The organism is Chryseobacterium sp. CBo1 (assembly GCF_001693475.1).
GTDB classification, from domain to species: domain Bacteria; phylum Bacteroidota; class Bacteroidia; order Flavobacteriales; family Weeksellaceae; genus Chryseobacterium; species Chryseobacterium formosense.
Map to the genome: position 1 here is coordinate 85,471 of NZ_MAUH01000010.1, position 24,011 is coordinate 109,481.

Below are 24,011 nucleotides of genomic sequence, written 5' to 3' on the forward strand. Positions count from 1 at the left end.
ATGTCTATTATCATTAAACCAGTTATCTCAGAAAAGGCTAATTACCTTACAGATTTAAGAGGTTCTTATTCTTTCTTGGTAGATACTAAGGCGAATAAAATCCAGATTAAAAAAGCTGTTGAAGCAGCTTATGGTGTAAAAGTAGCAGACGTTAACACAATGATTTATGCTCCGAAGGTTTCTTCGAAATACACTAAAAAAGGTCTTCAAGTAGGAAAGACAAACAAATTGAAAAAAGCGGTAATCAAGCTTGTTGAAGGTGAGGTTATCGATATTTTTGCTGTAAATTAATTATTAATTATAAATAATAGTAATGTCTGTTAGAAAATTAAAACCTATCACCCCGGGACAGAGATTCAGAATTGTAAACAATTTTGAGGAAATTACTACCAACAAACCAGAGAAATCTCTAACCGTTGGTATTAAAAAGTCAGGTGGACGTAACCAAACTGGTAAAATGACCATGCGTTACACCGGCGGTGGACACAAAAAGAAATACAGAATTATTGACTTCAAAAGAAACAAAGCAAACGTTGAAGCAACTGTAAAATCTGTAGAATACGATCCAAACAGAACTGCATTTATCGCTTTATTAGAGTACGCAGACGGAGAGAAGAGATATATCATCGCTCCAAACGGTATCAAAGTAGATCAGAAAGTAGTTTCAGGAGAAAGCGTAGAGCCAAATGTAGGGAACGCAATGAAATTGAAAAACATTCCATTGGGTACTGTAATTTCTTGTGTTGAAATGAAGCCTGGTCAAGGTGCAATTTTAGCAAGAAGTGCTGGTTCTTCAGCTCAACTTACTTCAAGAGACGGGAAATATGCTATCATCAAATTGCCTTCAGGAGAATCTAGAATGATCCTTACTGAATGTATGGCAATGATCGGTTCAGTTTCTAACTCTGATCACCAATTAACTGTATCAGGTAAGGCTGGTAGAAGCAGATGGTTAGGTAGAAGACCAAGAACAAGAGCGGTAGTAATGAACCCTGTAGATCACCCAATGGGAGGTGGTGAAGGACGTTCTTCTGGAGGTCACCCAAGATCTAGAAACGGTATGCCGTCTAAAGGTTACAAAACTAGAAAGAAAAACAAAGTGTCTAACCGTTACATCGTATCTAAAAGAAAATAATTATGGCAAGATCACTTAAGAAAGGACCGTTCATTCATCATACTTTAGATAAGAAGGTTCAGGCAAATATAGAGGCTAATAAGAAAACTGTTATCAAAACTTGGTCTAGAGCATCAATGATTTCTCCGGACTTCGTAGGACAAACTATCGCTGTACACAACGGGAAATCTTTTATCCCGGTTTACGTTACAGAAAACATGGTTGGTCACAAGTTAGGCGAATTTTCTCCAACAAGATCTTTCAGAGGTCATGGTGGTAACAAAAACAAAGGAAGCAGATAATCATGGGATCAAGAAAAAGAGAAAGTGCATTAGCACGTAAATTAACAAATCAGGATGTAGCGAAAGCGTTACACAATGATTGCCCGTCTTCTCCAAGAAAAATGAGATTAGTAGCTGATATCATCAGAGGAGTAGAAGTAGAAAAAGCTTTAAGCATTCTAAAATATTCTAAAAAAGATGCGTCAAACAAATTGGAGAAAGTTTTACTTTCTGCAATGGCAAACTGGCAAACTAAAAACGAAGGTGCTGATATTGAAGAAGCAAACCTTATCGTAAAAGAAATTTTTGTAGACAGTGCAAGACAATTGAAGAGACTAAGACCAGCTCCACAAGGTAGAGGGTACAGAATCAGAAAAAGATCAAACCACATTACACTAATCTTAGGTACAAAAGAAAAATAATCAAGGTATGGGACAGAAGACAAATCCAATTGGTAACAGATTAGGTATCATCAGAGGATGGGATTCTAACTGGTTTGGCGGAAACGATTATGGAGACAGAATCGCGGAAGACTACAAAATCAGAAGATACCTTGAAGCAAGATTATCTAAAGGTGGAATTTCAAAAATCTATATTGAAAGAACACTAAAATTAGTGACAGTTACAATTACTACTGCTAGACCGGGATTAATCATCGGTAAAGGTGGTCAGGAAGTTGATAAATTAAAAGAAGAGTTGAAGAAATTGACTAAAAAGGATATTCAGATCAACATCTTCGAAATCAAAAGACCTGAGCTTGATGCAGTATTAGTTGCAGACAGCATTGCAAAGCAAATCGAAAACAGAATCTCTTACAGAAGAGCTGTGAAGATGGCAATCGCTTCTACAATGAGAATGGGTGCTGAAGGTATCAAAGTTCAAATCTCTGGTAGATTGAACGGAGCTGAAATGGCAAGATCTGAGTCTTTCAAAGACGGAAGAATTCCATTGTCTACTTTCAGAGCAGATATCGATTACCATATCGGTGAAGCTCTTACTCAATACGGAAAGCTAGGGGTAAAAGTTTGGATTATGAAAGGTGAAGTTTACGGTAAAAGAGAACTTTCTCCATTAGTAGGACAACAGAAAAAAGCACCAGCTGGAGGTAGAGGCGAGAGAAATGACAGAGGTGGTGATAGAAAACCAAGAAGAAATAATAACAACAATAACTAAAATTTTAGATAGAAATTTTGAATTTTAAATTACCGTTACTTTTTTAAAATAGAAAAATCTAAAATCTAAAATCTAAAATCTAAAATTTAGAAATTTATGTTACAACCAAAAAGAACCAAATTCCGTAGAGTTCATAAGATGAAAATGAAGGGGATTGCTCAAAGAGGTAATCAACTTGCTTATGGTACTTTCGGAATCAAAGCTACAGAAGGAGCTTGGATCACGGCAAGACAAATTGAAGCGGCTCGTATCGCTGCGACAAGATATATGAAGAGAGAAGGTCAACTATGGATCAAAATCTTCCCGGATAAGCCAATTACCAAAAAACCAGCGGAAGTACGTATGGGTAAAGGTAAAGGTGCTGTGGAATATTGGGTAGCTGTAGTAAAACCAGGTAAAATTATGTTCGAAATCGGAGGTGTACCTTACGATATCGCTAAGGAAGCTTTAAGACTTGCTGCACAAAAATTACCGGTAGTTACCAAATTTATAGTTGCGAACGATTTTGTTAAACCTCTTTAATCTCTGAATATAATGAAACAAGCTGAAATTAAAAATCTAAGCCTTGAAGATGTTCAAGCTAAATTGGCTGAAGCTAAAGCTGAATTCACGAAAATGAAATTAGCTCACAAAATCAGTCCACTTGAAAATCCAATCCAAATCAGAGATTTGAGAAAGACAATCGCAAGATTAAACACTGAGTTAACTAACAAACAATAATTTCATTTTACAATGGATAGAAATTTAAGAAAAGAAAGAATCGGAGTGGTTTCCAGTAATAAAATGGAAAAAACTATTGTTGTTAGCGAGACTACAAGAGTAAAACACCCGATGTACGGTAAATTCGTTTTGAAAACGAAAAAATATACTGCACACGACGAAAACAACGAATGCAACGAAGGAGATACAGTTCTTATTTCTGAAACTAGACCTTTGAGCAAGAGCAAGAGATGGAGATTAGTAAGAATCATTGAAAAAGCTAAGTAATAATGTTACAAACAGAATCAAGATTAAAAGTTGCTGATAACACAGGTGCTAAAGAAGTATTGGTTATCAGAGTTCTGGGAGGAACCAGAAGAAGATATGCTTCAGTTGGTGATAAAATCGTTGTTACGATCAAAGATTCTACACCATCAGGAAACGCTAAAAAAGGTCAGGTATCTAAAGCTGTAGTAGTAAGAACTAAAAAAGCAGTAAGAAGAAAAGATGGTTCATACATCAAATTCGAAGACAATGCTTGTGTATTGCTAAACGCAGCAGGAGAAATGAGAGGAACACGTGTTTTCGGACCGGTTGCTCGTGAGTTGAGAGACAAAGAATATATGAAAATCATTTCATTAGCTCCTGAAGTACTTTAATATTTAAAATTTTAAAAAAATGTCAAAGTTAAAAATAAAAAGAGGAGATAACGTCATCGTAACTACAGGTAAGAAAGGTCTTAAAGGTGGTACAGGTGAAGTTATTGAAGTGATCAAAAAAGAAGGAAGAGACCCTAGAGTTATCGTTGCAGGACTTAACATCGTTAAAAAACACGTTAAGCCTTCAGCTTCTAACCCTCAAGGAGGAATCACTGAGAAGGAAGCTTCTATTCATATCTCAAACGTAGCTTTAGTTGGTAAAGACGGTAAAGCTATCAAAGTAGGTTACAAAATCGAAGGAGATAAGAAAGTAAGAATCAACAAAAAAACGGGTGAAACTTTATAATTTTAAATAACACATGGAATATATAGCAAGACCCAAAAAAGCATATAAAGAAACGATTGTTCCAGCAATGATGGAAGAATTCGGATACAAATCAGTAATGCAGGTACCAAGACTTGAGAAAATTATCTTATCTCAAGGTTTAGGAGACGCTACTGCTGATAAAAAAATCATCGATTATGCTGTAGAAGAACTTACAAATATCACTGGTCAAAAGGCTGTTGGTACTATCTCTAAGAAAGATGAAGCTGCTTTCAAATTAAGAAAAGGTATGCCTGTAGGTGCTAAGGTAACTCTTAGAGCAAACAAAATGTACGAATTCTTAGACAGACTTACTTCTTCTGCTTTGCCACGTATTAGAGATTTCTCTGGTATTAAAGCTGAAGGTTTCGATGGTAGAGGTAATTATAACTTAGGTATTACTGAGCAGATTATCTTCCCTGAAATCGTAATCGACAAAGTAAAGAAAATCCAAGGGATGGACATTACTTTCGTTACTACTGCGAAAACAGACAAAGAAGCTAAAGCATTATTAACTCACTTCGGTTTACCATTTAAAAAGAACTAAGAAATGGCTAAAGAATCAATGAAAGCGCGTGAGCGCAAAAGAGAAGCACTAGTTGCTAAATACGCTGACAAAAGAAAAGCTCTTAAAGAAGCAGGTGATTACGAAGGACTTCAAAAATTACCTAAAAATGCTTCTCCTGTAAGATTACACAACAGATGTAAGTTGACAGGTAGACCAAGAGGATATATGAGAACGTTTGGTATTTCCAGAGTAACTTTCAGAGAAATGGCAAACAACGGTCTTATCCCGGGAGTTAAAAAAGCTAGTTGGTAATTAATTACTAATTAAAAAATCGGAACAATTAAGTTGTCGAGATACTAAAGAATAAAAATATCAGACCGAAGTTTTCTGAAGTCTGATATTTTAATCTTCAAGTCTTTTCAAAACTGGTTGTTCTTTAACCAATAATTTAAATAGAAAAATGGTAACAGATCCAATTTCAGATTTCCTAACTAGAGTAAGGAACGCACAAAGCGCAGGCCACAAAGTGGTGGAAATTCCTGCATCGAAAATCAAAAAGGAGATTACAAAGATTTTATTTGATCAAGGGTATATCTTAAACTACAAGTTTGAAGACAACGCTGTTCAAGGAAACATCAAAATCGCTTTAAAGTACGACAAGCAAACCAACAAACCAGCTATCAAGTCTATCCAAAGAGCTTCTAGACCAGGTTTGAGACAGTACAAAGGTTCAGGAGAACTTCCAAGAGTACTAAACGGTTTGGGTATTTCTATCATCTCTACTTCTAAAGGAGTAATGACTGACAAGAAAGCTAGAGAAGAGAAAGTTGGCGGTGAAGTAATCTGCTATGTTTATTAATTTTTAATCAAAGGAAAATGTCAAGAATTGGTAAAGCAATTATAACGATTCCTGCTGGTATTACAATCACTGAAAAAGATGGGGTTGTAACAGTAAAAGGTCCTAAAGGAGAACTTTCTCAGGAGCTTACAGAAGGAATCACAATTGAGCAAAACGACGGTCAGCTTAACGTTAACAGACCATCTGATGCTAAACAACACAGAGCGCTTCACGGTTTATACAGAGCGTTGATCAACAACATGATTGTTGGTGTTAATACAGGTTTCGAAAAGAAACTAGAATTAGTAGGAGTAGGATACAGAGCTTCACACGCAGGTCAAAAACTTGAGTTAGCTTTAGGATTCTCTCACGGTATCGTTCTAGAACTTCCAAACGAAGTGAAAGTTGATACATTGACTGAAAAAGGTAAAAACCCAATTATTACTTTGACGTCTCACGATAACCAACTTCTAGGAATGGTAGCTGCAAAGATCAGATCTTTCAGAAAACCTGAACCATACAAAGGAAAAGGGGTAAGATTCGTAGGAGAAATTGTTAGACGTAAAGCTGGTAAATCTGCTTAATAAAAATTAAGAAAATGGCACTAAGTAAATTAGAAAAAAGAATCAGAATAAAAAGAAGAGTAAGAGGAAAAATCTCTGGATCTTCTGAATTGCCAAGATTATCTGTATATAAGAGTAATAAGGAAATTTACGCTCAGTTAATCAACGATAAAGACGGTAAAACTTTAGTATCAGCTTCTTCAAGAGAGAAGGGGGTAGATGCTAACGGAACAAAAAGTGAAGTTTCTGCTGCTGTAGGTAAAGCAATCGCTGCTAAAGCTATTGCTGCAGGAATTGAAAATATTGTATTTGATAGAAACGGATTCGTATACCACGGTAGAGTAAAAGCTCTAGCTGACGGTGCGAGAGAAGGAGGACTTAAATTCTAATCATTAAATTTCGGAAATATGTTAGGACTAGATAATATAGAAAGAGTAAAACCGGGAGGATTAGAACTTAAAGATCGTCTCGTAGCTGTTAATAGAGTAACAAAAGTAACTAAAGGAGGTAGAGCTTTCGGATTTTCTGCAATTGTTGTTGTAGGAGACGAAGCTGGAACTATCGGTTTTGGTTTAGGAAAATCTAAGGAAGTTGCTTCTGCTATCGCTAAGGCTGTAGAAGATGCTAAGAAAAACTTAGTAAAAGTTCCTGTAATGAACCACACGATTCCTCACCAGACTACTGCTAGATACGGTGGTGCAGATATCTTCTTGAGACCTGCTTCTCACGGTACAGGGCTTATCGCAGGTGGTGCGGTAAGAGCAGTACTAGAATCTGCTGGTATTCACGATATCCTTTCAAAATCTAAAGGATCTTCAAACCCTCACAATGTGGTAAAGGCAACTTTCAAAGCATTGTTAGACATCAGAAGACCAGAAGAAATCGCAAGAATGAGAGGAGTTTCTCTAACTAAAGTGTTTAACGGTTAATATTTAAAACAATGGCAACAATCAAAGTAAAGCAAGTAAGAAGCGCTATTGGTAGAACAAAAACCCAAAAGAGAACGCTTGAAGCATTAGGATTTAAGAAACTTCACCAAGTTGTAGAACACGAAGCTACTCCTTCTATCTTAGGAATGATAGCTGCAGTTAGTCACTTACTTGAAGTTCAAAAATAATTTTTAAAATAATTTTAAAATGAATTTAAACAACATAAAGCCAGCTGCAGGATCTACTTTCAATTCAAAAAGAATTGGTAGAGGACAAGGTAGCGGAAAAGGTGGTACTTCAACAAAAGGTCACAAAGGTCAGAAAGCAAGAGCTGGTTATTCTCAGAAAATCGGTTTTGAAGGAGGTCAGATGCCTTTACAGAGAAGATTACCGAAATTCGGATTCAAAAACGTAAACAGAAAAGAGTTTAGAGGTATTAATCTTGATACGATTCAAACTTTAATTGAAAATAAATCTATTACAGGAGATATTACAAGAGAAGTTATGATCGAGAACGGATTAATCACTAAAAACGAATTAGTGAAAATTATGGGGAGAGGTGAATTGAAATCTGCGGTTTCAATTTCTGCTGACAAATTCACTAAATCTGCTGAAGAGCTTATCGCTAAAGCAGGTGGAAAAGCAATTACCTTATAACAATTACTAATGAAAGAATTTATACAAACCCTCAAAAATATTTGGAGCCTTAAAGAACTTAGAGATAAAATTCTTTTCACTTTAGGTATTATCCTTGTGTATAGATTCGCATCTTTTATCTCTCTTCCTGCAATTAACCTTGCAGAGGTGGGAGATCTCTTAGAGCATTATAAAAATCAAGGCGGTAACAAGCAAGGAGCAGGTCTCCTTGGCTTGCTTTCGTCGTTTACGGGGGGAGCTTTCAGCCACGCTTCCGTAATGGCGTTAGGTATCATGCCTTACATTTCTGCTTCTATTATTGTTCAGTTGATGGGGATGGCTATTCCTTATCTTCAGAAACTTCAGAAAGACGGAGAATCGGGTAGAAATACACTGAATCAGATTACTAGATGGTTAACGATAGGAGTTTGTCTTGTACAGGCGCCTTCTTACTTAACTTCTATTACCCAGTTGTTCTTACCTTATGCTCAGTTCCAGTCTGCATATTTTGTAGACCCTAATTCGATTATGTTCTGGTTACCAAGTATTGTAATCTTGGTGGCAGGATCTGTATTTGCAATGTGGTTGGGTGAGAAAATCACCGACAAAGGTATCGGGAACGGTATTTCTATCTTAATTATGGTAGGAATTCTTTCAAGATTACCGGAAGCATTTGTACAGGAGATCGCAGTACAAAACGGAAAAGGAGGATTGGGTTCAATCATGATCCTTGTTGAAGTAATATTCTGGATGTTGGTGGTTCTTTTGGCAGTGGTATTATCTGTTGCGGTAAGAAAAATCCCTATTCAGTATGTAAGCAGAGCTCAGGCTAGAGGAGGTGTAAACAGAAATCTTATGCAGGGAGCAAGACAGTGGATCCCGTTGAAAGTAAACGCAGCCGGTGTAATGCCGATTATCTTTGCTCAGGCATTGATGTTCGTACCTGGTTTGCTGACTAAATTCGACGAGTCAAATACTTTTCTTGCAGGTTTCAAAAATGTATTCAGCTGGCAATACAATGTATTGTTTGCTTTATTGATTATTATCTTTTCATTTTTCTATACCGCAATTACAATTCCGGTAAACCAGATGGCCGATGATCTTAAGAGAAACGGAGGTTTGGTACCGAAAGTAAGACCAGGTAAAGAGACCGCTGATTATTTAGATGATATTTTATCAAAAATTACCTTGCCAGGTGCAATATTTTTATCTATCTTTGCAGTCCTTCCAGCAATAGTGCATGGAAGTCTGGTTCAGACAGATGCGTTCGCCTTATTTTTCGGGGGAACTTCGTTGCTGATTATGGTTGGGGTAGTATTAGATACTGTTCAACAGATCAATACTTATCTGCTGAATCATCATTATGATGGCTTAATGCAGTCTAAATTATCAAGATCGACTGGATATTAATTTATGGCAAAACAAAAACATATTGAACAAGACGGCGTTATAACGGAAGCACTTTCGAACGCTCAGTTCCGTGTAGAGCTAGAAAATGGGCATGTGCTTATTGCTCATATCTCTGGTAAAATGCGTATGCATTACATTAAACTTTTACCTGGTGATAAGGTAAAATTAGAAATGTCTCCTTACGATCTTTCGAAGGGGAGAATTACATTTAGATATTAAAACAAAATGCCAAATGGATTCTTATGGTTTCCATTTGGCTATTGTTAAAAATAAATATTTTCAGGTGAAGTCGAAAGATTCCATTTGTTCTTATTAAAAAATAAATATTTTCAAATGAAAGTTAGAGCATCAATTAAAAAAAGAAGTGCTGATTGCAAAATCGTTCGCAGAAAAGGCGTTCTGTTTGTAATCAACAAGAAAAACCCAAAATTTAAACAAAGACAAGGCTAAAATTAAATTATGGCGAGAATTTCAGGTATTGATTTACCAAAAAACAAAAGAGGCGTTATCGGTTTAACTTACATCTACGGAGTTGGAAGAAGTACTTCTTCTGAAATCCTTAAAGCTGCCGGTATCAGCGAAGACAAGAAAGTCAACGAATGGAATGACGATGAATTGGCTGCAATCAGAACGTATATCTCAGAAAACATCAAAGTTGAGGGAGAGCTTAGATCTGAAGTGCAATTGAACATCAAGAGATTGATGGACATAGGATGCCAACGAGGAATACGTCACAGACTTGGATTACCTTTAAGAGGCCAGAGAACGAAAAACAACTCTAGAACCCGTAAAGGAAAGAGAAAAACAGTTGCTAACAAGAAAAAAGCTAGTAAATAATCGTTAGGAATTATGGCAAAACAAACAAAAGTAGTTAAAAAAAGAAAAGTAAAAGTTGAGGCTATTGGTGAAGCGCATATTCAGGCTTCTTTCAATAACATCATCATTTCTTTAACAAATAAAAACGGAGAGGTTATCTCTTGGGCTTCTGCCGGTAAAATGGGTTTCAGAGGTTCTAAAAAGAATACTCCATTTGCTGCTCAAATGGCAGCTGAAAATTGCTCTACTGTTGCTCACGAAGCTGGTCTTAGAAGAGTAAAGGTGTATGTGAAAGGTCCTGGTGCAGGTAGAGAATCTGCAATCAGAACAATTCACAATTCAGGAATTGAAGTTAGCGAAATCATTGATGTGACTCCTATGCCTCACAATGGATGTAGACCACCAAAAAGAAGAAGAGTTTAATTTTTAGAATTTACCCATTATGGCAAGATATATTGGACCTAAAACTAAGATTGCTAGAAAGTTTGGTGCTGCAATCTACGGAGATGATAAAAACTTCGAAAAAAGAAAAAACCAACCGCCAGGACAACATGGTCCTAACAAAAGAAGAGGTGCTAAGAAATCAGAATATGCAGTTCAGTTAGCTGAAAAACAAAAAGCTAAATATACTTATGGTATTTTAGAAAGACAGTTTGCTAATCTATTCGACAAAGCACACAGAAGTAAAGGAGTAACCGGTGAAGTTCTTTTACAACTTTGCGAATCAAGATTGGATAACGTTGTTTACAGATTAGGTTTTGCTAAAACAAGATCTGCTGCAAGACAATTGACTTCTCACAGACACATTACTGTGAACGGAGAAATCCTTAACATTCCATCTTATTTAGTAAAAGCTGGTGATGTAATCGCTGTAAGAGAAAAATCTAAGTCTCTTGACGTTGTTGCTGATGCTTTGGCATCAAAAGCAAACTATGAGTGGTTACAATTCAACGACGAGAAAAAAGAAGGTACTTTCGTATCGGCTCCTGAAAGAATCCAAATCCCGGAAGACATCAAGGAACAGCTTATCGTCGAACTTTACTCTAAATAATTTTTTAATCAATTTTTTGCTCAACCCAATAATATGGCAATTTTACAATTCATAAAACCCGATAAAGTAATTCTACTTAACTCTGATGAATTTAAAGGTCAATTCGAATTTCGTCCTTTAGAACCAGGTTTCGGGCTTACAATCGGTAATGCTTTGAGAAGAGTGTTGCTTTCTTCTCTGGAAGGATACGCTATTTCATCTATCAAAATAGAAGGTGTAGAGCACGAATTTTCAACTATCCCTGGAGTAATCGAAGACGTTACCGAAATTATTCTTAACCTTAAGCAGGTAAGACTAAAAGCTACAACAGAAAACCAGGCTTCTGAGCAGGTTGTTGCTAAAGTTTCAGGTAAAACTGTAGTTACTGCAGGAGATTTGGGACAGTCTATCAACGGATTTGAAATCTTGAATCCTGAGTTGGTAATCTGCAACCAAAACTCTGATGTTACTTTTGAAATTACGTTTAATATAGAAAAGGGAAGAGGGTATGTGCCGTCTGAACAAAACAAGTCAAACAATGCTCCTGTAGGAACTATTGCTATTGACTCTATCTTTACGCCGATTAAAAAAGTACAGTATAGTATTGAAAATTACCGTGTAGAGCAAAAAACAGACTACGAAAAACTTGTATTAGATATAGAAACTGATGGTTCCATCAGCCCTCAGAATGCTTTAACTGAAGCTTCGAAGATATTAATTTATCACTTCATGTTGTTCTCTGATGAGAGAATTACTTTGGAGACTGAAGCCGTGAAAGCATCTATCCAGTACGATGAAGAAACTCTTCATACAAGACAATTACTTAAGTCTAAATTAGCAGATATGGATCTTTCTGTAAGAGCCCTAAACTGTCTGAAAGCAGCTGAAGTAGAAACTCTTGGTGAGCTTGTTTCTTACAGTAAGTCTGATTTGATGAAATTCAGAAATTTTGGTAAAAAATCTTTGACAGAACTAGAAGAATTGGTGCATTCAAAAGGTCTTAACTTCGGTTTCGACGTTGCAAAATATAAATTAGACGCTGATAATTAAATAATAATGAGACACGGTAAAAAATTCAATCACTTAGGAAGAACGGCTTCTCACAGAAGCGCTTTACTTTCTAATATGGCTTGTTCTCTAATTGAGCATAAAAGAATCAACACTACTGTTGCTAAAGCTAAAGCTTTGAGAGTATATGTTGAGCCTCTATTAACAAAAGCAAAAGAAGATACTACACACAACAGAAGAATTGTTTTTGCATATCTTCAAAATAAAGAAGCGGTTACTGAATTATTCAGAACTGTAGCTCCGAAAATCGCTGAAAGAAACGGTGGTTATACAAGAATCATCAAGACTGGTTTCAGACCTGGTGATGCTGCAGATACTGCTCTTATCGAGTTGGTAGACTTCAACGAGCTTTACAACCCTAATGCTGAAGAGAAGAAGACTACAAGAAGAAGCAGAAGATCAACAACGGCTACTAAAAAAGAAGCTGTAGTTGCTGAAGCTCCTGTTGTAGAAGAAAAAGTAGAAGAGCCAAAAGCTGAAGCTACTGATTCTACAGAAGAAAAAGCTGGAGAATAATATTCTTACAGATATATAAAAAAAACCGTTCAGATTTCTGAGCGGTTTTTTTGTTTTACTATCTTTTCGGGAATCCTTAAAATTTAAAATATTTATGTTAAATTTTAGTCTTTACAAGTTCAATGATGTTTTCACCCTGATGTAAAATTAAGCTGTCACCTTTTACAACCGCTTTCATGTCTTCTTTTTCGTACGTAGTTTGATTAGGCTTTGCTTCTGTCTTGTCAAGCACAAAAGTTTTATTGTTATTTCTTATAGAAACCGTTCTGTTATTAGGATCATAATTAAAAACAACTTTTACCGGGCTTCCGTCTATCGCCTGATATACGAAGTCTGTCTTCACTGTTTTTGTACCGTTTACACTCACGTTGTAGGCAATAGTAGAATCAACAGTTCCGTTGTCGGCAAGAATTTCTGTATTTGCAGAATCAGATTTCACCACCCCTTTGTTGCCTTCTTTTTTGCAGGCAATAACCAAAGACGAAAGCATGCATATTGCGATAATTTTTTTAATCATATTATTTTAGATTTTTATTGTTTTAAATGAATATTAATACTCGTAAAATTAACTAAAATTTAACTCATATTTCAACAATCTAAATGCGTATTTTATTGAAAAAAGTTAAATTTTGACTAAATTTGTCTAAACTATAAAATAAACAAAAATGAGTTACATTTCTTACATAGAAGCGAGACAAATTTTGGATTCAAGAGGAAATCCTACAGTTGAAGTTGATGTATTTACGGAAAGCGGTGCGATGGGTCGTGCAGCAGTTCCTTCCGGTGCATCTACAGGAGAGCATGAAGCAGTTGAATTGCGTGATGGTGGTTCAGAATGGATGGGGAAAGGTGTTTCTAAGGCTGTAGAAAATGTAAGAGAAGTAATTGCACCGGAATTGGTGGGTCTTCCTGTTTTTGATCAGAATTTGATCGATCAGATCATGATTGATTTAGACGGATCAAACAACAAAGGGAATTTGGGAGCTAATGCTATTTTGGGAGTTTCTTTGGCTGCTGCAAAAGCTGCAGCAACAGAATTAAAATTACCTTTATACAAATATGTGGGTGGTGTAAATGCAAATACACTTCCTGTTCCGATGATGAACGTAATCAATGGTGGTTCTCACTCAGATGCGCCGATTGCTTTCCAGGAATTTATGGTAATGCCGGTAAAAGCAGATTCTTTCTCTCACGCTTTGAGAAAAGGAACTGAAATTTTCCACAACCTTAAATCTATTCTTCATTCAAGAGGTCTTTCTACTGCGGTGGGTGACGAAGGAGGTTTTGCACCAACTTTCAAAGGAACTGAAGATGCTTTGGATACTTTGCTTCAGGCTATCGAAAAAGCGGGTTACAAGCCGGGTGATGATGTAATGATCGCATTAGACTGTGCTGCTTCAGAATTTTATAAGGATGGAATTTATGATTACAGAAAATTCCAGACTGCTGATGCACCTCAGTTCTCAAGCAGTGAGCAGGTTTCTTACTTGGCTGAATTGGCAAATAAATACCCAATCATCTCTATTGAAGACGGTATGCAGGAGAATGACTGGGAAGGTTGGAAAATGTTAACAGATAAAATCGGTGACAGAGTACAGTTGGTAGGTGACGATTTATTCGTAACAAATGTTGAAAGATTGTCAAGAGGAGTAAAAGAAGGAATCGCCAATTCAATTTTGGTTAAAGTGAATCAAATTGGTTCTCTTTCTGAAACAATGGCAGCGGTACAAATGGCTCAGCACAACAAGTTCACTTCAGTAATGTCTCACAGATCAGGAGAAACTGAAGATTCAACAATAGCTGACTTAGCGGTAGCAATGAACTGCGGTCAGATCAAAACAGGATCTGCTTCAAGATCAGACAGAATGGCAAAATACAACCAATTGTTGAGAATTGAAGAAGCTTTAGGTGAAACTGCGGTTTTCCCGGGGTTGGATGCTTTTAAAATCAAAAGATAATTAATCGAATTTATAAATAACGGCAAGCGATAATTTTAGTTTGCCGTATTTTATAATTAGTAGTATATTTAGAAACAAAATAAATAAATAATGTCAGACAACAAAGTAATATTGAATTACGCAGGTAATTCGTATGAATATCCAATCGTGGATAGCACTATCGGAGACAGAGGGATCGATATTTCAAAATTAAGAGACCAAACAGGTTTAATCACGTTAGATTTAGGTTACAAAAATACCGGAGCTACACTTAGCGACATCACTTATTTAGATGGGGATCAGGGAGAATTATTCTACAGAGGATACCCTATCGAGCAGATTGCTGAAAAATCTAACTTCACAGAAGTAATGTACCTGTTGTTACATGGTGAATTACCAACTACAGAACAATTCAATACCTTTAACGGTAATATCAAAAAATATAATTTCGTAGCAGAGGAGATGAAAAAAATCATCGATGCTTTCCCTCGTTCTGCTCACCCAATGGGAGTTTTATCGACTTTAACTTCCGCTTTAACGGCTTTCAATCCAAAGGCTGTTAACGTAAATTCTAAAGAAGAAATGGATCTTGCTGCAGAATTGTTGATTGCTAAATTTGCTCACCTTGCAGCTTGGACGTACAGAAAAACTTTAGGTTTACCGCTTAACCACGGTGACAACAGCTTAAATTATGTAGAAAACTTCTACAAAATGGCTTTCAGATTACCAAACGAAGAGTTTGAAATCAATCCTGTGGTGACTGAAGCTTTAGATAAATTATTAATTCTTCACGCAGACCACGAGCAAAACTGTTCTACATCTACAGTAAGAATGGTAGGCTCTGCTCATACAGGTCTTTTTGCATCTGTTTCTGCGGGTATTTCTGCACTTTGGGGTCCACTTCACGGTGGTGCAAACCAGGCAGTGATCGAAATGCTTGAATTGATCGAAAAAGACGGTGGAGACGTAAACAAATGGGTTGCTAAAGCTAAAGACAAAAACGATAGCTTCCGTTTGATGGGCTTTGGTCACAGAGTTTACAAAAACTTCGATCCAAGAGCAAAAATCATCAAGAAAGCTGCTGACGATTTATTGGCTGCTTTAGGAATTGAAGACAAAGCTTTAGATATTGCAATGCAATTAGAAAAAGTAGCTCTTGAAGACGAATACTTCATCGAAAGAAAATTATATCCAAACGTAGATTTCTATTCTGGAATCATCTACAGAGCATTAGGAATTCCTACAGAAATGTTTACCGTAATGTTCGCATTGGGAAGACTTCCGGGCTGGATTGCTCAGTGGAAAGAAATGAGATTGAAAGGGGATCCGATCGGAAGACCAAGACAGGTTTACCAAGGCGCTCAAAAAAGAGATTATATCGATATCTCAAACAGATAATACTGTTTTTTATAAAATCGAAGTCCCAAAGTTTTTGCTTTGGGATTTTTTTATTTGTAGTTAAAGTATAATAAAAGTAAGATTGTCAAATCTGACACAATTTAAAATATATTGTATTTCATTAAGTTTAAGCCCTTGTTTAACTTAAAAAATTGAAGATCCAAAATTCTTTGCTTGCCATTGCCTGAAGTTGAACATTGTATAAATTATCCAAATTAAAAATATTTAGAAATTTAACAAAGATTTTGTCCTTACAATTGTTAGGATTATCATTAATTCTATCTGAAATTTTATAGATCATCAGATGAAATTAGTGAAGATTCTTTAATTTTCAAAACTATTTAAAAACTCCTTAATTTAGGCTAAATAAAAAGCTTTTCTCTTCACTATCGTTTGATTATATTTGCTTAATTCTCATTATATATGAAATTAAATATTAAAAACGAAACAGGAAGGCTAAGATCGGTGGTTCTCGGACAGCCCAATTCTATGGGAGCAGTTCCTACACTAGAAGAAAGTTATGATGCAAAATCATATTACACGATAGAGCACAATATGTATCCTAAAGAAGAGGATATTATCAACGAAATGAACGCTTTTGAAGCCGTTTTAAAAAAATATGATGTTCAGGTTTTCCGTCCGGATATTATTCAGGATTACAACCAGGTTTTTGCAAGGGATGTCGCTTTTGTGATTGACGATAAAATGATTATTTCAAACGTAATTGCCGACAGAGCAGACGAACAGGAAGCCTACAAAGAAGTTTTCGAAGAAGTTGCGTGGAGAAAAATTATCAACCTTCCCGAAACTGCACATATTGAAGGTGGTGATGTTATCGTCTGGAATGATTTTCTGTTCATCGGAACTTGTTTCAGTGAGGATTACAGAAACTATAAAACAGCAAGAACCAACGAATATGCTATCGAAATTCTGAAAGAATATTTTCCGAAAAAGAGAATTATCGATTTAGAACTAAAGAAAAATGATAAGATTCCTTACGAAGGGATTTTACATTTAGACTGTACATTCAATCCGATCGGAAAAGATCAATGCATCATTTATAAAGATGGTTTTGTGGATGAAAGTGATTATAATTTAATCATCGATATTTTTGGAGAAGAAAACTGTTTCCACGTTACTGCTGAAGAAATGTTTGAAATGGTTCCGAATATTTTCTCGATTTCTCCGGAAGTGGTGGTGTCTGATAAAACCTTCACAAGAATGAATAATCATCTAAGAAACGAATGGGGGATGACTGTTGAAGAAATTCCTTACAGAGAAATTTCTAAGATGGGTGGACTTTTGCGTTGTTCTACAATGCCTTTGGTAAGAGACTAATGTGTCTGAGAGTTGGAGGGTTTTAGAGTTGGAGGGTTTTAGAGTGGGAGGGTTTTAGTGATTGAGAGTTGATTTTGTATCGATATTTTTTCTATTTTAGTTAAAAATACAAAGATGTCAATAATTAAATTTCATCAGGACTTAAAAGTTTATCAAAAGTCTTTTGATGCTGCAATGGAAATATATGAACTTTCAAAAACTCTTCCTAAAGAGGAACGATATTCTCTTACAGATCAAATAAGAAGATCATCAAGATCTGTTTCGGCCAATATTAGCGAAGCTTGGGGTAAAAGAAAATACGAAAAATCTTTTGTGGCAAAGCTTACAGACTCAGAAGGTGAAGCGAGAGAAACCCAAACTTGGCTTCAGTTTTCACTAGCTTGCCAATATATAAATGAAGAACAATATATTAAATTAAATATTCAATATAATTACATTATAGGAATGTTAGTAAATATGATGAATGACTCCGAGAAATGGTGCTCATTTTCAAGTGGAGAAAAATAATGTTGGAGAGTAGGAAAGTTTTAGGATTTGAGCGTTTTAGAGCGTTATAAAATCTCTAATATTCAAAAATAGATTTAACCTCTAACACCCAAACACGCCCGCTTTCAAACTCTCAGACTCACCAACACTCCCATTCTAAAACTCAAAACTATGCAAACAACAGATACAGTACTAATGATAGAGCCGATTGCATTCGGTTACAATGCAGAAACGGCAGAAAACAATTATTTTCAGGTAGAACAAAAAGGTGCGGATATTCAGTCAAAAGCTTTGGCGGAATTCAAAATCTTTGTTGAGAAACTGAAAAGTAAAGGAATTAATGTCATTACCATAAAAGATACCATCGATCCCCATACTCCGGATTCTATTTTCCCAAATAACTGGGTAAGCTTTCATAAGGATGGAAAAGTAGTTCTATATCCGATGTTTGCTTCCAACAGGAGAGTGGAGCGAAGAGAAGATATTATTGAGACAATAAAAAATCAGGGTTTTGAGGTTGCTGAAATTGATGATTGGTCGTTACCGGAAATTCAGGGACATTTTCTTGAAGGAACAGGAAGTATGATTTTTGACCACGACAATAAAATTGCTTACGGTTCGGTTTCTTTAAGATTAGATGAAAATCTTTTCAGAGAGTTTTGTTCTAAATACGGATTTACCCCGGTTGTTTTCCACTCTTTTCAGACGGTAGGAGAAGAAAGACTTCCTATTTACCACACCAATGTGATGATGTGTGTTGCCGATAAATTTGTGGTAATTTGCCTTGATTGCATCGATAATGAATTGGAAAGAAGCAAAGTAATTGAAACAATAAAAAATTCAGGAAAAGAAATCATCGAAATCTCTGAAGAGCAGATGCAGCAGTTTGCAGGAAATATGCTTCAGGTTCAAAATCAAGAAGGCGAGAAGTTTTTGGTCATGAGCCAGACTGCTTATCAATCATTAAATCAGGATCAGGTTTCTAATATTAAAAAATATTGTGAGATTATTTATTCAGATTTAAATACAATTGAGGTAAACGGAGGCGGAAGTGCACGTTGTATGTTGGCGGAAGTTTTCTTACCTAAGAAATAATATAATAAATTTTAAAAATAATAAAGCTCCTATCAAAACTTTGATAGGAGTTTTTATTGATTCATTATCAAACAACCTTCCAAAAATTCGACTAACTTTGTACAAGTGAAAAATGTTGTTATGATAAAAAAGTTATCTGTAAGTCTGGGAATATTGATTTCAACATTCTCTTTTTCTCAGCAAAAAACCTATTGCAATCCAATCAATATCGATTACGGTTATACCCCTTTTGAAGTTTTTTCGAAGCAGGGAAAACACCGTGCAACGGCGGATCCGGTGATTGTAAATTTCAAGGAAAAACTTTTTCTTTTTTCGACCAACCAGGAAGGATATTGGCACAGTGATAATATGCTCGACTGGACTTTCGTGAAAAGAAAATTCCTTCGAGATAATAAATATACCCACGACTTGAACGCCCCCGCAGTTTGGGCAATGAAAGATACGTTATACGTTTATGGTTCAACCTGGGAACAGGATTTTCCGATCTGGAAATCTACGAACCCTACAAAAGATGACTGGAAAATTGCTGTCGATACATTAAAAGTCGGAGCTTGGGATCCTGCGTTTCATTATGATGAAGATAAGAACAAACTCTACTTATATTGGGGATCTAGTAATGAATGGCCGCTTTTGGGAACAGAGGTTAAAGTAAAAAATCTACAATCTGAAGGTTTTGTAAAACCTATTTTAAGACTAAAACCTGAAGATCACGGTTGGGAAAGATTCGGTGAGTATAATGACAACGTTTTTCTGCAGCCTTTTGTAGAAGGAGCTTGGGTAACGAAGTACAAAGACAAATACTATATGCAATACGGAGCTCCTGCAACAGAGTTCAGCGGATATTCTGATGGTGTTTATGTGTCAAAAAATCCTTTGGAAGGCTACGAATACCAACAGCACAATCCGTTTTCCTATAAACCGGGAGGTTTTGCAAGAGGAGCGGGTCACGGTGCAACATTTGAAGATAATTTTAAAAACTGGTGGCACGTTTCAACCATTTTTATTTCCACTAAAAATAATTTCGAAAGACGTTTGGGAATTTGGCCTGCAGGTTTCGATAAAGACGATGTGATGTACACCAATACCGCTTACGGAGATTATCCAACTTTACTACCTCAGTTTGCTCAAGGGAAAGATTTTTCAAAAGGGCTTTTCACGGGCTGGATGTTGCTGAATTATAATAAACCGGTTCAGGTTTCATCAACTTTAGGAGGGTATCATTCCAATTTTGCAGTAGACGAGGATATTAAAACATATTGGAGCGCAAAAACCGGAAACTCAGGAGAGTGGTTTCAGACAGATTTAGGCGAAGTTTCTACCATTAATGCCATTCAGATTAATTATGCAGATCAGGATGCTGAGTTTATGGGAAAAACTGAAGGGAAAATGCATCAGTATAAAATTTACGGATCAAACGACGGCAAAAAATGGAAGGTCATTGTCGACAAAAGCAAAAATACCAAAGACGTACCTCACGACTATGTAGAATTAGAAAAACCTGCCGAAGCACGATATTTAAAAATGGAAAACCTTAAAATGCCGACAGGAAAATTTGCATTAAGTGGTTTTAGGGTTTTTGGAAAAGGGGCGGGAATAAAACCCGGAAAAGTACAGGGATTTGTTCCGTTGAGAGCTGATGCTAAAAAATATGGAGAAAGAAGAAGCATTTGGATGAAGTGGCAACAGAATTCTGAAGCAGACGGTTATGTTATTTATTGGGGGAAATCTCCTGATAAATTATATGGAAGCATTATGGTTTCCGGAAAAAATGAATATTTCTTTACGGGAGCAGATAGAGTAGATTCTTATTATTTCCAGATTGAAGCGTTCAACGCCAACGGAATTTCAGAAAGAACAGAAGTTGTAAAATCGGAATAAAATTAAAATTTAAAAACGCTTTGATTATTTCAGAGCGTTTTTGTTTTTATCAATCTCTCTTAAAAATTTGCTGATTTTATTGATGATGATTGGAGCATTTTTTATTGTATAAAAATAATAAAACCCGCCAATCTCTCAGCGGGTTTTGTACAAAATAAATATATATGAAAATGATGAATGTTATCTCGTTCTGCTTTTGATGTCGTCTGAAGCGCCCTCAATGTTTCTTACTTTCTTCACTTTTTGGTTTCCGAAGTTGTAGGTGATGCTGAAAGTTCCGCCTCTTCTGAACTGGTCGTTTCTTACATAGTTGTAATTTCCGTTGGCTTGGTAATCTTCAATTTCCACAATGTTTGTTCTTAAAACATCATTTAAGTTTAAAGCAAATGTCCAGTCGTTCCAATTTTTCTTGATGCTTAAATCTAAACTCATCAGGTTTTTAAGCATTCCCAATTCGATTTGCTGCTTGTCGACAAAGAAATAATTTACACCTAAAAACCAGGTTTTCTTTTTGTCTAAACGGATCGTGTTGTTGGTTTGAATAAGGATACTTGTTGATTTAATATTATTTCTGTACACAATTTCATTTCCGTCTTTATCAAGAAAAATATCTCCGTTGGTTGGATCTACAGCTAAAGAACCATTATTAACGTTGTGTTGTACTCCAATATTGAAATTCATAGTGAGATATTGTTTGAAAAAAGTTTTTTGAATACCAACCATAGCAGACATTTCTTGTTTATCACCAAAATTTGTTCGGATGTAACGAAGTACATTTTGTTCGCTGATTGTACCATCCATAGATTTTGCATAACCTTGTAGTGGAACTTGGGTAATTACATCCTTAAAGTAAGAATGATTTAAAATCAAGAAATAAGAACTTTTGTACATGTATGTCAGTTCCTGATTATAGGTTGACGAAGCTTTTACAAAAGGGTTGTTTTGGGTGTAATTATTCTCAGTAAGAATATTTCTCACCGGATTCAGTTCCCAGAAGCTCGGTCTTCTCATTCTGCTGGAAAATGCGTACGAAATATTATTTTTATCGTTAATCGCATAATTTAAGCTTACATAAGGAAGCACATTGTTATAATTTCTTTCGATTCTTCTGTATTCCTCAGCTGCATTGTCAGATGTTCCCAAGCTGTTTGTAATCTCATATCTTGTTCCGATTTTCCCGGAAAATTTATCCGAAAACTTCTTCTCTAATGTAAGGTACATACCATAAATGTTTTCATCATATATGAAATGGTTTGGTGCAGACTCAGTAGGTTCTCCTTCTATGAAAGTGTCGTTTTGGGTATCGTTATCGGTTTTAGTTTTATTAAAGTTTCCTCCGATTGAAACGGTAAAGTCATTTTTAAATTTCTGAATATAATCTACAGTACCCGAAAAGTTATTGATGATTTGTGGTAAATTCTGATGAATAGTTTGTCCCAATCCTGTATCATTACCTGCAGAATCAGCAAAAAAAGTTTTATTATCTGTAAACTGAAATCTCCTGTAATTAAGATAAGCCGCATTTACATTCAATTTACTTCCCAGAGAATCGGTTTTCAATTCGTAATTTAAATTAACAGAATTATTATACGAACGAGCATCTTCTCTATTTCTTGAGTTGGTATAATTGGTTATATAAGATTGTGATTCTGTGTCAAAAGATTTAATGGTATTGAATAAATTAACCGTAGAATTATAGCTTTTGTTGGCATTCGAGTTCCAGGATAGTGCTAAATTGCTTTTTTCGGTTAATTGATAATCAAAATTCAGATAACCACCGATGTATTGGTTGGGATCATCAATATTCCCCGTAGATTCGTTGGAAGATAAGTCATTACCGTTTCTCAAAACATAATGTTGCGCCTGAATATTATCGCCACCGTAAAGATTTGCACTGATTCCCAGCTTATCTTTTCTATAGTTTGCAGAAAAACTTGCAGAGCTACCATTGTATTTATTCTGAGAATTAGACATTCTCATATTTCCGTTCAAACCGTCGCTCATTTTCTTTTTCAGAACAATATTGATGATTCCGTCTGAAGCTTCCACCTGAAACTCACTTCCGGGAACAGTGATTACTTCAATTTTCTGAATGTTTTCGGCAGGAGTGTTTTTTAGAAACTGAGCAAGAGATTCAGCATCCATATTAGATTTTCTGCCGTTTATGTAGATCAGAGCACTGTTTTTTCCTGCGATTTTAAGAGTCTTGTCATCAGTAGTTGAAAGAAGCGGTGTCTGTCTTAAAAGATCAAAAGTTGTATTTCCTTTTGTAACAGGAGAAGCAGCTACATCATAAACAAAACGATCGCTCTGCTTTTTGAAAACCTGCTTCGTCATTACAACTTCCTCAATTTTCTGGGTCTTTACCGAGTCATTTTTTTTCTCTTGTGCAAATGTAAATCCGCTTAAGAAAAGTGCTGCTATAAATATTTGAGTTTTCATAATTGTTATATTTTAAGTTTAGATGCTTGTATTTGTTATTAATTTACATTGCAAAGATATGTAATAAATTAAGTATCTTGCAATACAAAGTAGTGAAAATGTTTTTATTAAAATTATAACTTATTGTTTATCAGTTAATAAAAATGTTTTTAAAATTTTACTACTTCCAAGTTTATATACAATAAGACAACTAAAGCAGATATTTTGTTACAAAAATTATTAAAAAAAATTACTTCAGCAATTGAAATTTGTAGGTACAGATTTCAATAGTCTTCAGACAACAAGAGATATTAATTTTACGGCAACTTCTCCTACTACAAGTTTGGGTAATCTTACTGTTTGCACTGCTGTGACAGAATTTATTACGAGTCAAACAGATACACAGACTGTTAAATATTTTGTTTCTCCAATAATTGCTGGTGGAAATTCACAGACTCCGGCTCCAACGATAGGATTTTATGTAAGTTCACAAAGTGCGGCAGGAGGTTTTTATCTGAACTCTCAAAACGTGCCTGGAGTTGGAACTTATACCTCTAATTTTAGTTTGGAATCTTCGGGAGGACTTATAAATGCTAACGGAAATAATCTTACAATGCAAATAAGCAATTATGGAGCGGTAGGACAATACATTGATTTTACAATAAACGGAACTTATACCAATACAGCAGGTTCACATACATTAAGTGTGACAGGACATGTTATTAGAACCCGTAGTGCATTATCACACAATAGCTATTTTAATATTATTCATTTTTCTTTTATAAACAAAAACATTTATGAATTGGATAAATGTGAGTGTCATTATTTTACTTAGTATTCTTGTTTTGAATCCA

General features: G+C 35.6%; 35 protein-coding genes. 33 read left to right on the forward strand and 2 right to left on the reverse strand.

Translation table 11 applies throughout. The annotated features are described in order from the left end of the window. From rplW to rplQ, 26 genes are all read left to right on the forward strand, one after another. Positions 1 to 291 carry a 50S ribosomal protein L23 gene (gene rplW / locus BA768_RS07970; protein ID WP_034678011.1) on the forward strand — a complete coding sequence of 97 codons (291 nt, stop codon included), beginning with the start codon at positions 1 to 3 and terminating at the stop codon, positions 289 to 291. A gap of 22 nt (positions 292 to 313) precedes the next feature. Further along, complete coding sequence (gene rplB / locus BA768_RS07975) at positions 314 to 1,135, forward strand: 50S ribosomal protein L2 (protein WP_034678013.1); 822 nt, start codon at positions 314 to 316, stop codon at positions 1,133 to 1,135. 2 nt (positions 1,136 to 1,137) lie between these two features. Further along, positions 1,138 to 1,416, forward strand: coding sequence for a 30S ribosomal protein S19 (rpsS, locus tag BA768_RS07980; RefSeq protein ID WP_034678015.1), 279 nt, complete (start codon positions 1,138 to 1,140; stop codon positions 1,414 to 1,416). 2 nt (positions 1,417 to 1,418) lie between these two features. After that, complete coding sequence (rplV, locus tag BA768_RS07985) at positions 1,419 to 1,817, forward strand: 50S ribosomal protein L22 (RefSeq protein ID WP_034678017.1); 399 nt, start codon at positions 1,419 to 1,421, stop codon at positions 1,815 to 1,817. 7 nt (positions 1,818 to 1,824) lie between these two features. Then, a complete protein-coding gene (gene rpsC / locus BA768_RS07990) occupies positions 1,825 to 2,568 on the forward strand; it encodes a 30S ribosomal protein S3 (protein ID WP_047482435.1) in 744 nt (247 codons plus the stop codon). A 96-nt stretch (positions 2,569 to 2,664) separates the two neighbouring features. Beyond that, positions 2,665 to 3,090 (forward strand): 50S ribosomal protein L16, encoded by a 426-nt coding sequence (gene rplP / locus BA768_RS07995; protein WP_034678019.1) that lies wholly within the window; start codon positions 2,665 to 2,667, stop codon positions 3,088 to 3,090. A gap of 12 nt (positions 3,091 to 3,102) precedes the next feature. Further along, positions 3,103 to 3,288 (forward strand): 50S ribosomal protein L29, encoded by a 186-nt coding sequence (gene rpmC / locus BA768_RS08000; protein ID WP_034678020.1) that lies wholly within the window; start codon positions 3,103 to 3,105, stop codon positions 3,286 to 3,288. A gap of 12 nt (positions 3,289 to 3,300) precedes the next feature. Continuing rightward, positions 3,301 to 3,555 carry a 30S ribosomal protein S17 gene (gene rpsQ, locus BA768_RS08005; RefSeq protein WP_034678021.1) on the forward strand — a complete coding sequence of 85 codons (255 nt, stop codon included), beginning with the start codon at positions 3,301 to 3,303 and terminating at the stop codon, positions 3,553 to 3,555. 2 nt (positions 3,556 to 3,557) lie between these two features. Further along, entirely contained in the window at positions 3,558 to 3,926 is a 369-nt protein-coding gene (gene rplN, locus BA768_RS08010) for a 50S ribosomal protein L14 (protein ID WP_007839504.1), read from the forward strand. A 19-nt stretch (positions 3,927 to 3,945) separates the two neighbouring features. Beyond that, positions 3,946 to 4,272: a 50S ribosomal protein L24 gene (gene rplX / locus BA768_RS08015; RefSeq protein WP_034678023.1), complete on the forward strand. Its 327-nt coding sequence runs from the start codon at positions 3,946 to 3,948 to the stop codon at positions 4,270 to 4,272. Between the two features lie 13 nt (positions 4,273 to 4,285). Then, entirely contained in the window at positions 4,286 to 4,837 is a 552-nt protein-coding gene (gene rplE / locus BA768_RS08020) for a 50S ribosomal protein L5 (protein WP_034678024.1), read from the forward strand. 3 nt (positions 4,838 to 4,840) lie between these two features. Continuing rightward, entirely contained in the window at positions 4,841 to 5,110 is a 270-nt protein-coding gene (rpsN, locus tag BA768_RS08025; RefSeq protein WP_027387207.1) for a 30S ribosomal protein S14, read from the forward strand. 148 nt (positions 5,111 to 5,258) lie between these two features. Continuing rightward, on the forward strand, positions 5,259 to 5,657 hold the full coding sequence (gene rpsH / locus BA768_RS08030) for a 30S ribosomal protein S8 (protein ID WP_034678025.1): 399 nt from the start codon (positions 5,259 to 5,261) through the stop codon (positions 5,655 to 5,657). A gap of 17 nt (positions 5,658 to 5,674) precedes the next feature. Next, a complete protein-coding gene (gene rplF, locus BA768_RS08035) occupies positions 5,675 to 6,220 on the forward strand; it encodes a 50S ribosomal protein L6 (RefSeq protein WP_065720337.1) in 546 nt (181 codons plus the stop codon). Between the two features lie 14 nt (positions 6,221 to 6,234). Then, on the forward strand, positions 6,235 to 6,588 hold the full coding sequence (gene rplR, locus BA768_RS08040) for a 50S ribosomal protein L18 (protein WP_034678027.1): 354 nt from the start codon (positions 6,235 to 6,237) through the stop codon (positions 6,586 to 6,588). A gap of 18 nt (positions 6,589 to 6,606) precedes the next feature. Continuing rightward, on the forward strand, positions 6,607 to 7,128 hold the full coding sequence (gene rpsE, locus BA768_RS08045; protein WP_034678028.1) for a 30S ribosomal protein S5: 522 nt from the start codon (positions 6,607 to 6,609) through the stop codon (positions 7,126 to 7,128). Between the two features lie 11 nt (positions 7,129 to 7,139). After that, positions 7,140 to 7,316, forward strand: coding sequence for a 50S ribosomal protein L30 (gene rpmD, locus BA768_RS08050; RefSeq protein WP_007839493.1), 177 nt, complete (start codon positions 7,140 to 7,142; stop codon positions 7,314 to 7,316). Positions 7,317 to 7,335: 19 nt separating this feature from the next. After that, complete coding sequence (gene rplO / locus BA768_RS08055; RefSeq protein WP_034678030.1) at positions 7,336 to 7,785, forward strand: 50S ribosomal protein L15; 450 nt, start codon at positions 7,336 to 7,338, stop codon at positions 7,783 to 7,785. Positions 7,786 to 7,794: 9 nt separating this feature from the next. Next, positions 7,795 to 9,174 (forward strand): preprotein translocase subunit SecY, encoded by a 1,380-nt coding sequence (gene secY, locus BA768_RS08060; RefSeq protein WP_034678033.1) that lies wholly within the window; start codon positions 7,795 to 7,797, stop codon positions 9,172 to 9,174. Between the two features lie 3 nt (positions 9,175 to 9,177). Then, the gene (gene infA / locus BA768_RS08065) at positions 9,178 to 9,393 is read left to right on the forward strand and encodes a translation initiation factor IF-1 (RefSeq protein WP_029297754.1); all 216 of its coding nucleotides are present in this window, start codon (positions 9,178 to 9,180) and stop codon (positions 9,391 to 9,393) included. Between the two features lie 114 nt (positions 9,394 to 9,507). Next, the gene (rpmJ, locus tag BA768_RS20880; RefSeq protein WP_007839480.1) at positions 9,508 to 9,624 is read left to right on the forward strand and encodes a 50S ribosomal protein L36; all 117 of its coding nucleotides are present in this window, start codon (positions 9,508 to 9,510) and stop codon (positions 9,622 to 9,624) included. A gap of 9 nt (positions 9,625 to 9,633) precedes the next feature. Continuing rightward, complete coding sequence (gene rpsM, locus BA768_RS08070) at positions 9,634 to 10,011, forward strand: 30S ribosomal protein S13 (RefSeq protein ID WP_034678036.1); 378 nt, start codon at positions 9,634 to 9,636, stop codon at positions 10,009 to 10,011. A 12-nt stretch (positions 10,012 to 10,023) separates the two neighbouring features. Beyond that, positions 10,024 to 10,413: a 30S ribosomal protein S11 gene (rpsK, locus tag BA768_RS08075; protein ID WP_034678037.1), complete on the forward strand. Its 390-nt coding sequence runs from the start codon at positions 10,024 to 10,026 to the stop codon at positions 10,411 to 10,413. 19 nt (positions 10,414 to 10,432) lie between these two features. After that, positions 10,433 to 11,041, forward strand: coding sequence for a 30S ribosomal protein S4 (rpsD, locus tag BA768_RS08080; protein WP_034678038.1), 609 nt, complete (start codon positions 10,433 to 10,435; stop codon positions 11,039 to 11,041). A gap of 33 nt (positions 11,042 to 11,074) precedes the next feature. Next, on the forward strand, positions 11,075 to 12,070 hold the full coding sequence (locus BA768_RS08085; protein ID WP_034678039.1) for a DNA-directed RNA polymerase subunit alpha: 996 nt from the start codon (positions 11,075 to 11,077) through the stop codon (positions 12,068 to 12,070). A 6-nt stretch (positions 12,071 to 12,076) separates the two neighbouring features. Continuing rightward, the gene (gene rplQ / locus BA768_RS08090) at positions 12,077 to 12,604 is read left to right on the forward strand and encodes a 50S ribosomal protein L17 (protein WP_034678040.1); all 528 of its coding nucleotides are present in this window, start codon (positions 12,077 to 12,079) and stop codon (positions 12,602 to 12,604) included. Between the two features lie 97 nt (positions 12,605 to 12,701). On the opposite strand, the gene BA768_RS08095 is transcribed toward rplQ, so the two are convergent. Then, positions 12,702 to 13,121: a hypothetical protein gene (locus BA768_RS08095; RefSeq protein ID WP_065720338.1), complete on the reverse strand. Its 420-nt coding sequence runs from the start codon at positions 13,119 to 13,121 to the stop codon at positions 12,702 to 12,704. A gap of 148 nt (positions 13,122 to 13,269) precedes the next feature. Here BA768_RS08095 and eno point away from each other — a divergent pair, with 148 nt between their 5' ends. The 6 genes from eno (at position 13,270) to BA768_RS08125 (ending at position 20,736) form a co-directional block, all read left to right on the forward strand. Next, positions 13,270 to 14,562: a phosphopyruvate hydratase gene (gene eno, locus BA768_RS08100; protein ID WP_034678044.1), complete on the forward strand. Its 1,293-nt coding sequence runs from the start codon at positions 13,270 to 13,272 to the stop codon at positions 14,560 to 14,562. A gap of 90 nt (positions 14,563 to 14,652) precedes the next feature. After that, positions 14,653 to 15,939 (forward strand): citrate synthase, encoded by a 1,287-nt coding sequence (locus BA768_RS08105; RefSeq protein WP_065720339.1) that lies wholly within the window; start codon positions 14,653 to 14,655, stop codon positions 15,937 to 15,939. Between the two features lie 423 nt (positions 15,940 to 16,362). Next, positions 16,363 to 17,277 (forward strand): dimethylarginine dimethylaminohydrolase family protein, encoded by a 915-nt coding sequence (locus tag BA768_RS08110; RefSeq protein WP_065720340.1) that lies wholly within the window; start codon positions 16,363 to 16,365, stop codon positions 17,275 to 17,277. A 114-nt stretch (positions 17,278 to 17,391) separates the two neighbouring features. Continuing rightward, complete coding sequence (locus BA768_RS08115) at positions 17,392 to 17,784, forward strand: four helix bundle protein (RefSeq protein WP_065720341.1); 393 nt, start codon at positions 17,392 to 17,394, stop codon at positions 17,782 to 17,784. A gap of 150 nt (positions 17,785 to 17,934) precedes the next feature. After that, positions 17,935 to 18,858: a citrulline utilization hydrolase CtlX gene (gene ctlX, locus BA768_RS08120; RefSeq protein ID WP_065720342.1), complete on the forward strand. Its 924-nt coding sequence runs from the start codon at positions 17,935 to 17,937 to the stop codon at positions 18,856 to 18,858. A 120-nt stretch (positions 18,859 to 18,978) separates the two neighbouring features. After that, on the forward strand, positions 18,979 to 20,736 hold the full coding sequence (locus tag BA768_RS08125; protein ID WP_123947082.1) for a discoidin domain-containing protein: 1,758 nt from the start codon (positions 18,979 to 18,981) through the stop codon (positions 20,734 to 20,736). Between the two features lie 180 nt (positions 20,737 to 20,916). Here the strand turns inward: BA768_RS08125 and BA768_RS08130 are convergent, their stop codons facing one another. Beyond that, the gene (locus BA768_RS08130; protein ID WP_065720343.1) at positions 20,917 to 23,178 is read right to left on the reverse strand and encodes a TonB-dependent receptor domain-containing protein; all 2,262 of its coding nucleotides are present in this window, start codon (positions 23,176 to 23,178) and stop codon (positions 20,917 to 20,919) included. A gap of 241 nt (positions 23,179 to 23,419) precedes the next feature. Here BA768_RS08130 and BA768_RS08135 point away from each other — a divergent pair, with 241 nt between their 5' ends. Further along, entirely contained in the window at positions 23,420 to 23,992 is a 573-nt protein-coding gene (locus BA768_RS08135; protein ID WP_065720344.1) for a hypothetical protein, read from the forward strand. The last annotated feature ends 19 nt before the right edge of the window (positions 23,993 to 24,011 follow it).

Excerpts from the sequence above, each read along its gene's own strand:
- rplW (WP_034678011.1), top strand. The coding sequence starts at position 1 with ATGTCTATTATCATTAAACCAGTTATCTCAGAAAAGGCTAATTACCTT.
- rplB (WP_034678013.1), top strand. The coding sequence starts at position 314 with ATGTCTGTTAGAAAATTAAAACCTATCACCCCGGGACAGAGATTCAGA.
- rpsS (WP_034678015.1), top strand. The coding sequence starts at position 1,138 with ATGGCAAGATCACTTAAGAAAGGACCGTTCATTCATCATACTTTAGAT.
- rplV (WP_034678017.1), top strand. The coding sequence starts at position 1,419 with ATGGGATCAAGAAAAAGAGAAAGTGCATTAGCACGTAAATTAACAAAT.
- rpsC (WP_047482435.1), top strand. The coding sequence starts at position 1,825 with ATGGGACAGAAGACAAATCCAATTGGTAACAGATTAGGTATCATCAGA.
- rplP (WP_034678019.1), top strand. The coding sequence starts at position 2,665 with ATGTTACAACCAAAAAGAACCAAATTCCGTAGAGTTCATAAGATGAAA.
- rpmC (WP_034678020.1), top strand. The coding sequence starts at position 3,103 with ATGAAACAAGCTGAAATTAAAAATCTAAGCCTTGAAGATGTTCAAGCT.
- rpsQ (WP_034678021.1), top strand. The coding sequence starts at position 3,301 with ATGGATAGAAATTTAAGAAAAGAAAGAATCGGAGTGGTTTCCAGTAAT.
- rplN (WP_007839504.1), top strand. The coding sequence starts at position 3,558 with ATGTTACAAACAGAATCAAGATTAAAAGTTGCTGATAACACAGGTGCT.
- rplX (WP_034678023.1), top strand. The coding sequence starts at position 3,946 with ATGTCAAAGTTAAAAATAAAAAGAGGAGATAACGTCATCGTAACTACA.
- rplE (WP_034678024.1), top strand. The coding sequence starts at position 4,286 with ATGGAATATATAGCAAGACCCAAAAAAGCATATAAAGAAACGATTGTT.
- rpsN (WP_027387207.1), top strand. The coding sequence starts at position 4,841 with ATGGCTAAAGAATCAATGAAAGCGCGTGAGCGCAAAAGAGAAGCACTA.
- rpsH (WP_034678025.1), top strand. The coding sequence starts at position 5,259 with ATGGTAACAGATCCAATTTCAGATTTCCTAACTAGAGTAAGGAACGCA.
- rplF (WP_065720337.1), top strand. The coding sequence starts at position 5,675 with ATGTCAAGAATTGGTAAAGCAATTATAACGATTCCTGCTGGTATTACA.
- rplR (WP_034678027.1), top strand. The coding sequence starts at position 6,235 with ATGGCACTAAGTAAATTAGAAAAAAGAATCAGAATAAAAAGAAGAGTA.
- rpsE (WP_034678028.1), top strand. The coding sequence starts at position 6,607 with ATGTTAGGACTAGATAATATAGAAAGAGTAAAACCGGGAGGATTAGAA.
- rpmD (WP_007839493.1), top strand. The coding sequence starts at position 7,140 with ATGGCAACAATCAAAGTAAAGCAAGTAAGAAGCGCTATTGGTAGAACA.
- rplO (WP_034678030.1), top strand. The coding sequence starts at position 7,336 with ATGAATTTAAACAACATAAAGCCAGCTGCAGGATCTACTTTCAATTCA.
- secY (WP_034678033.1), top strand. The coding sequence starts at position 7,795 with ATGAAAGAATTTATACAAACCCTCAAAAATATTTGGAGCCTTAAAGAA.
- infA (WP_029297754.1), top strand. The coding sequence starts at position 9,178 with ATGGCAAAACAAAAACATATTGAACAAGACGGCGTTATAACGGAAGCA.
- rpmJ (WP_007839480.1), top strand. The coding sequence starts at position 9,508 with ATGAAAGTTAGAGCATCAATTAAAAAAAGAAGTGCTGATTGCAAAATC.
- rpsM (WP_034678036.1), top strand. The coding sequence starts at position 9,634 with ATGGCGAGAATTTCAGGTATTGATTTACCAAAAAACAAAAGAGGCGTT.
- rpsK (WP_034678037.1), top strand. The coding sequence starts at position 10,024 with ATGGCAAAACAAACAAAAGTAGTTAAAAAAAGAAAAGTAAAAGTTGAG.
- rpsD (WP_034678038.1), top strand. The coding sequence starts at position 10,433 with ATGGCAAGATATATTGGACCTAAAACTAAGATTGCTAGAAAGTTTGGT.
- BA768_RS08085 (WP_034678039.1), top strand. The coding sequence starts at position 11,075 with ATGGCAATTTTACAATTCATAAAACCCGATAAAGTAATTCTACTTAAC.
- rplQ (WP_034678040.1), top strand. The coding sequence starts at position 12,077 with ATGAGACACGGTAAAAAATTCAATCACTTAGGAAGAACGGCTTCTCAC.
- BA768_RS08095 (WP_065720338.1), bottom strand. The coding sequence starts at position 13,121 with ATGATTAAAAAAATTATCGCAATATGCATGCTTTCGTCTTTGGTTATT.
- eno (WP_034678044.1), top strand. The coding sequence starts at position 13,270 with ATGAGTTACATTTCTTACATAGAAGCGAGACAAATTTTGGATTCAAGA.
- BA768_RS08105 (WP_065720339.1), top strand. The coding sequence starts at position 14,653 with ATGTCAGACAACAAAGTAATATTGAATTACGCAGGTAATTCGTATGAA.
- BA768_RS08110 (WP_065720340.1), top strand. The coding sequence starts at position 16,363 with ATGAAATTAAATATTAAAAACGAAACAGGAAGGCTAAGATCGGTGGTT.
- BA768_RS08115 (WP_065720341.1), top strand. The coding sequence starts at position 17,392 with ATGTCAATAATTAAATTTCATCAGGACTTAAAAGTTTATCAAAAGTCT.
- ctlX (WP_065720342.1), top strand. The coding sequence starts at position 17,935 with ATGCAAACAACAGATACAGTACTAATGATAGAGCCGATTGCATTCGGT.
- BA768_RS08125 (WP_123947082.1), top strand. The coding sequence starts at position 18,979 with ATGATAAAAAAGTTATCTGTAAGTCTGGGAATATTGATTTCAACATTC.
- BA768_RS08130 (WP_065720343.1), bottom strand. The coding sequence starts at position 23,178 with ATGAAAACTCAAATATTTATAGCAGCACTTTTCTTAAGCGGATTTACA.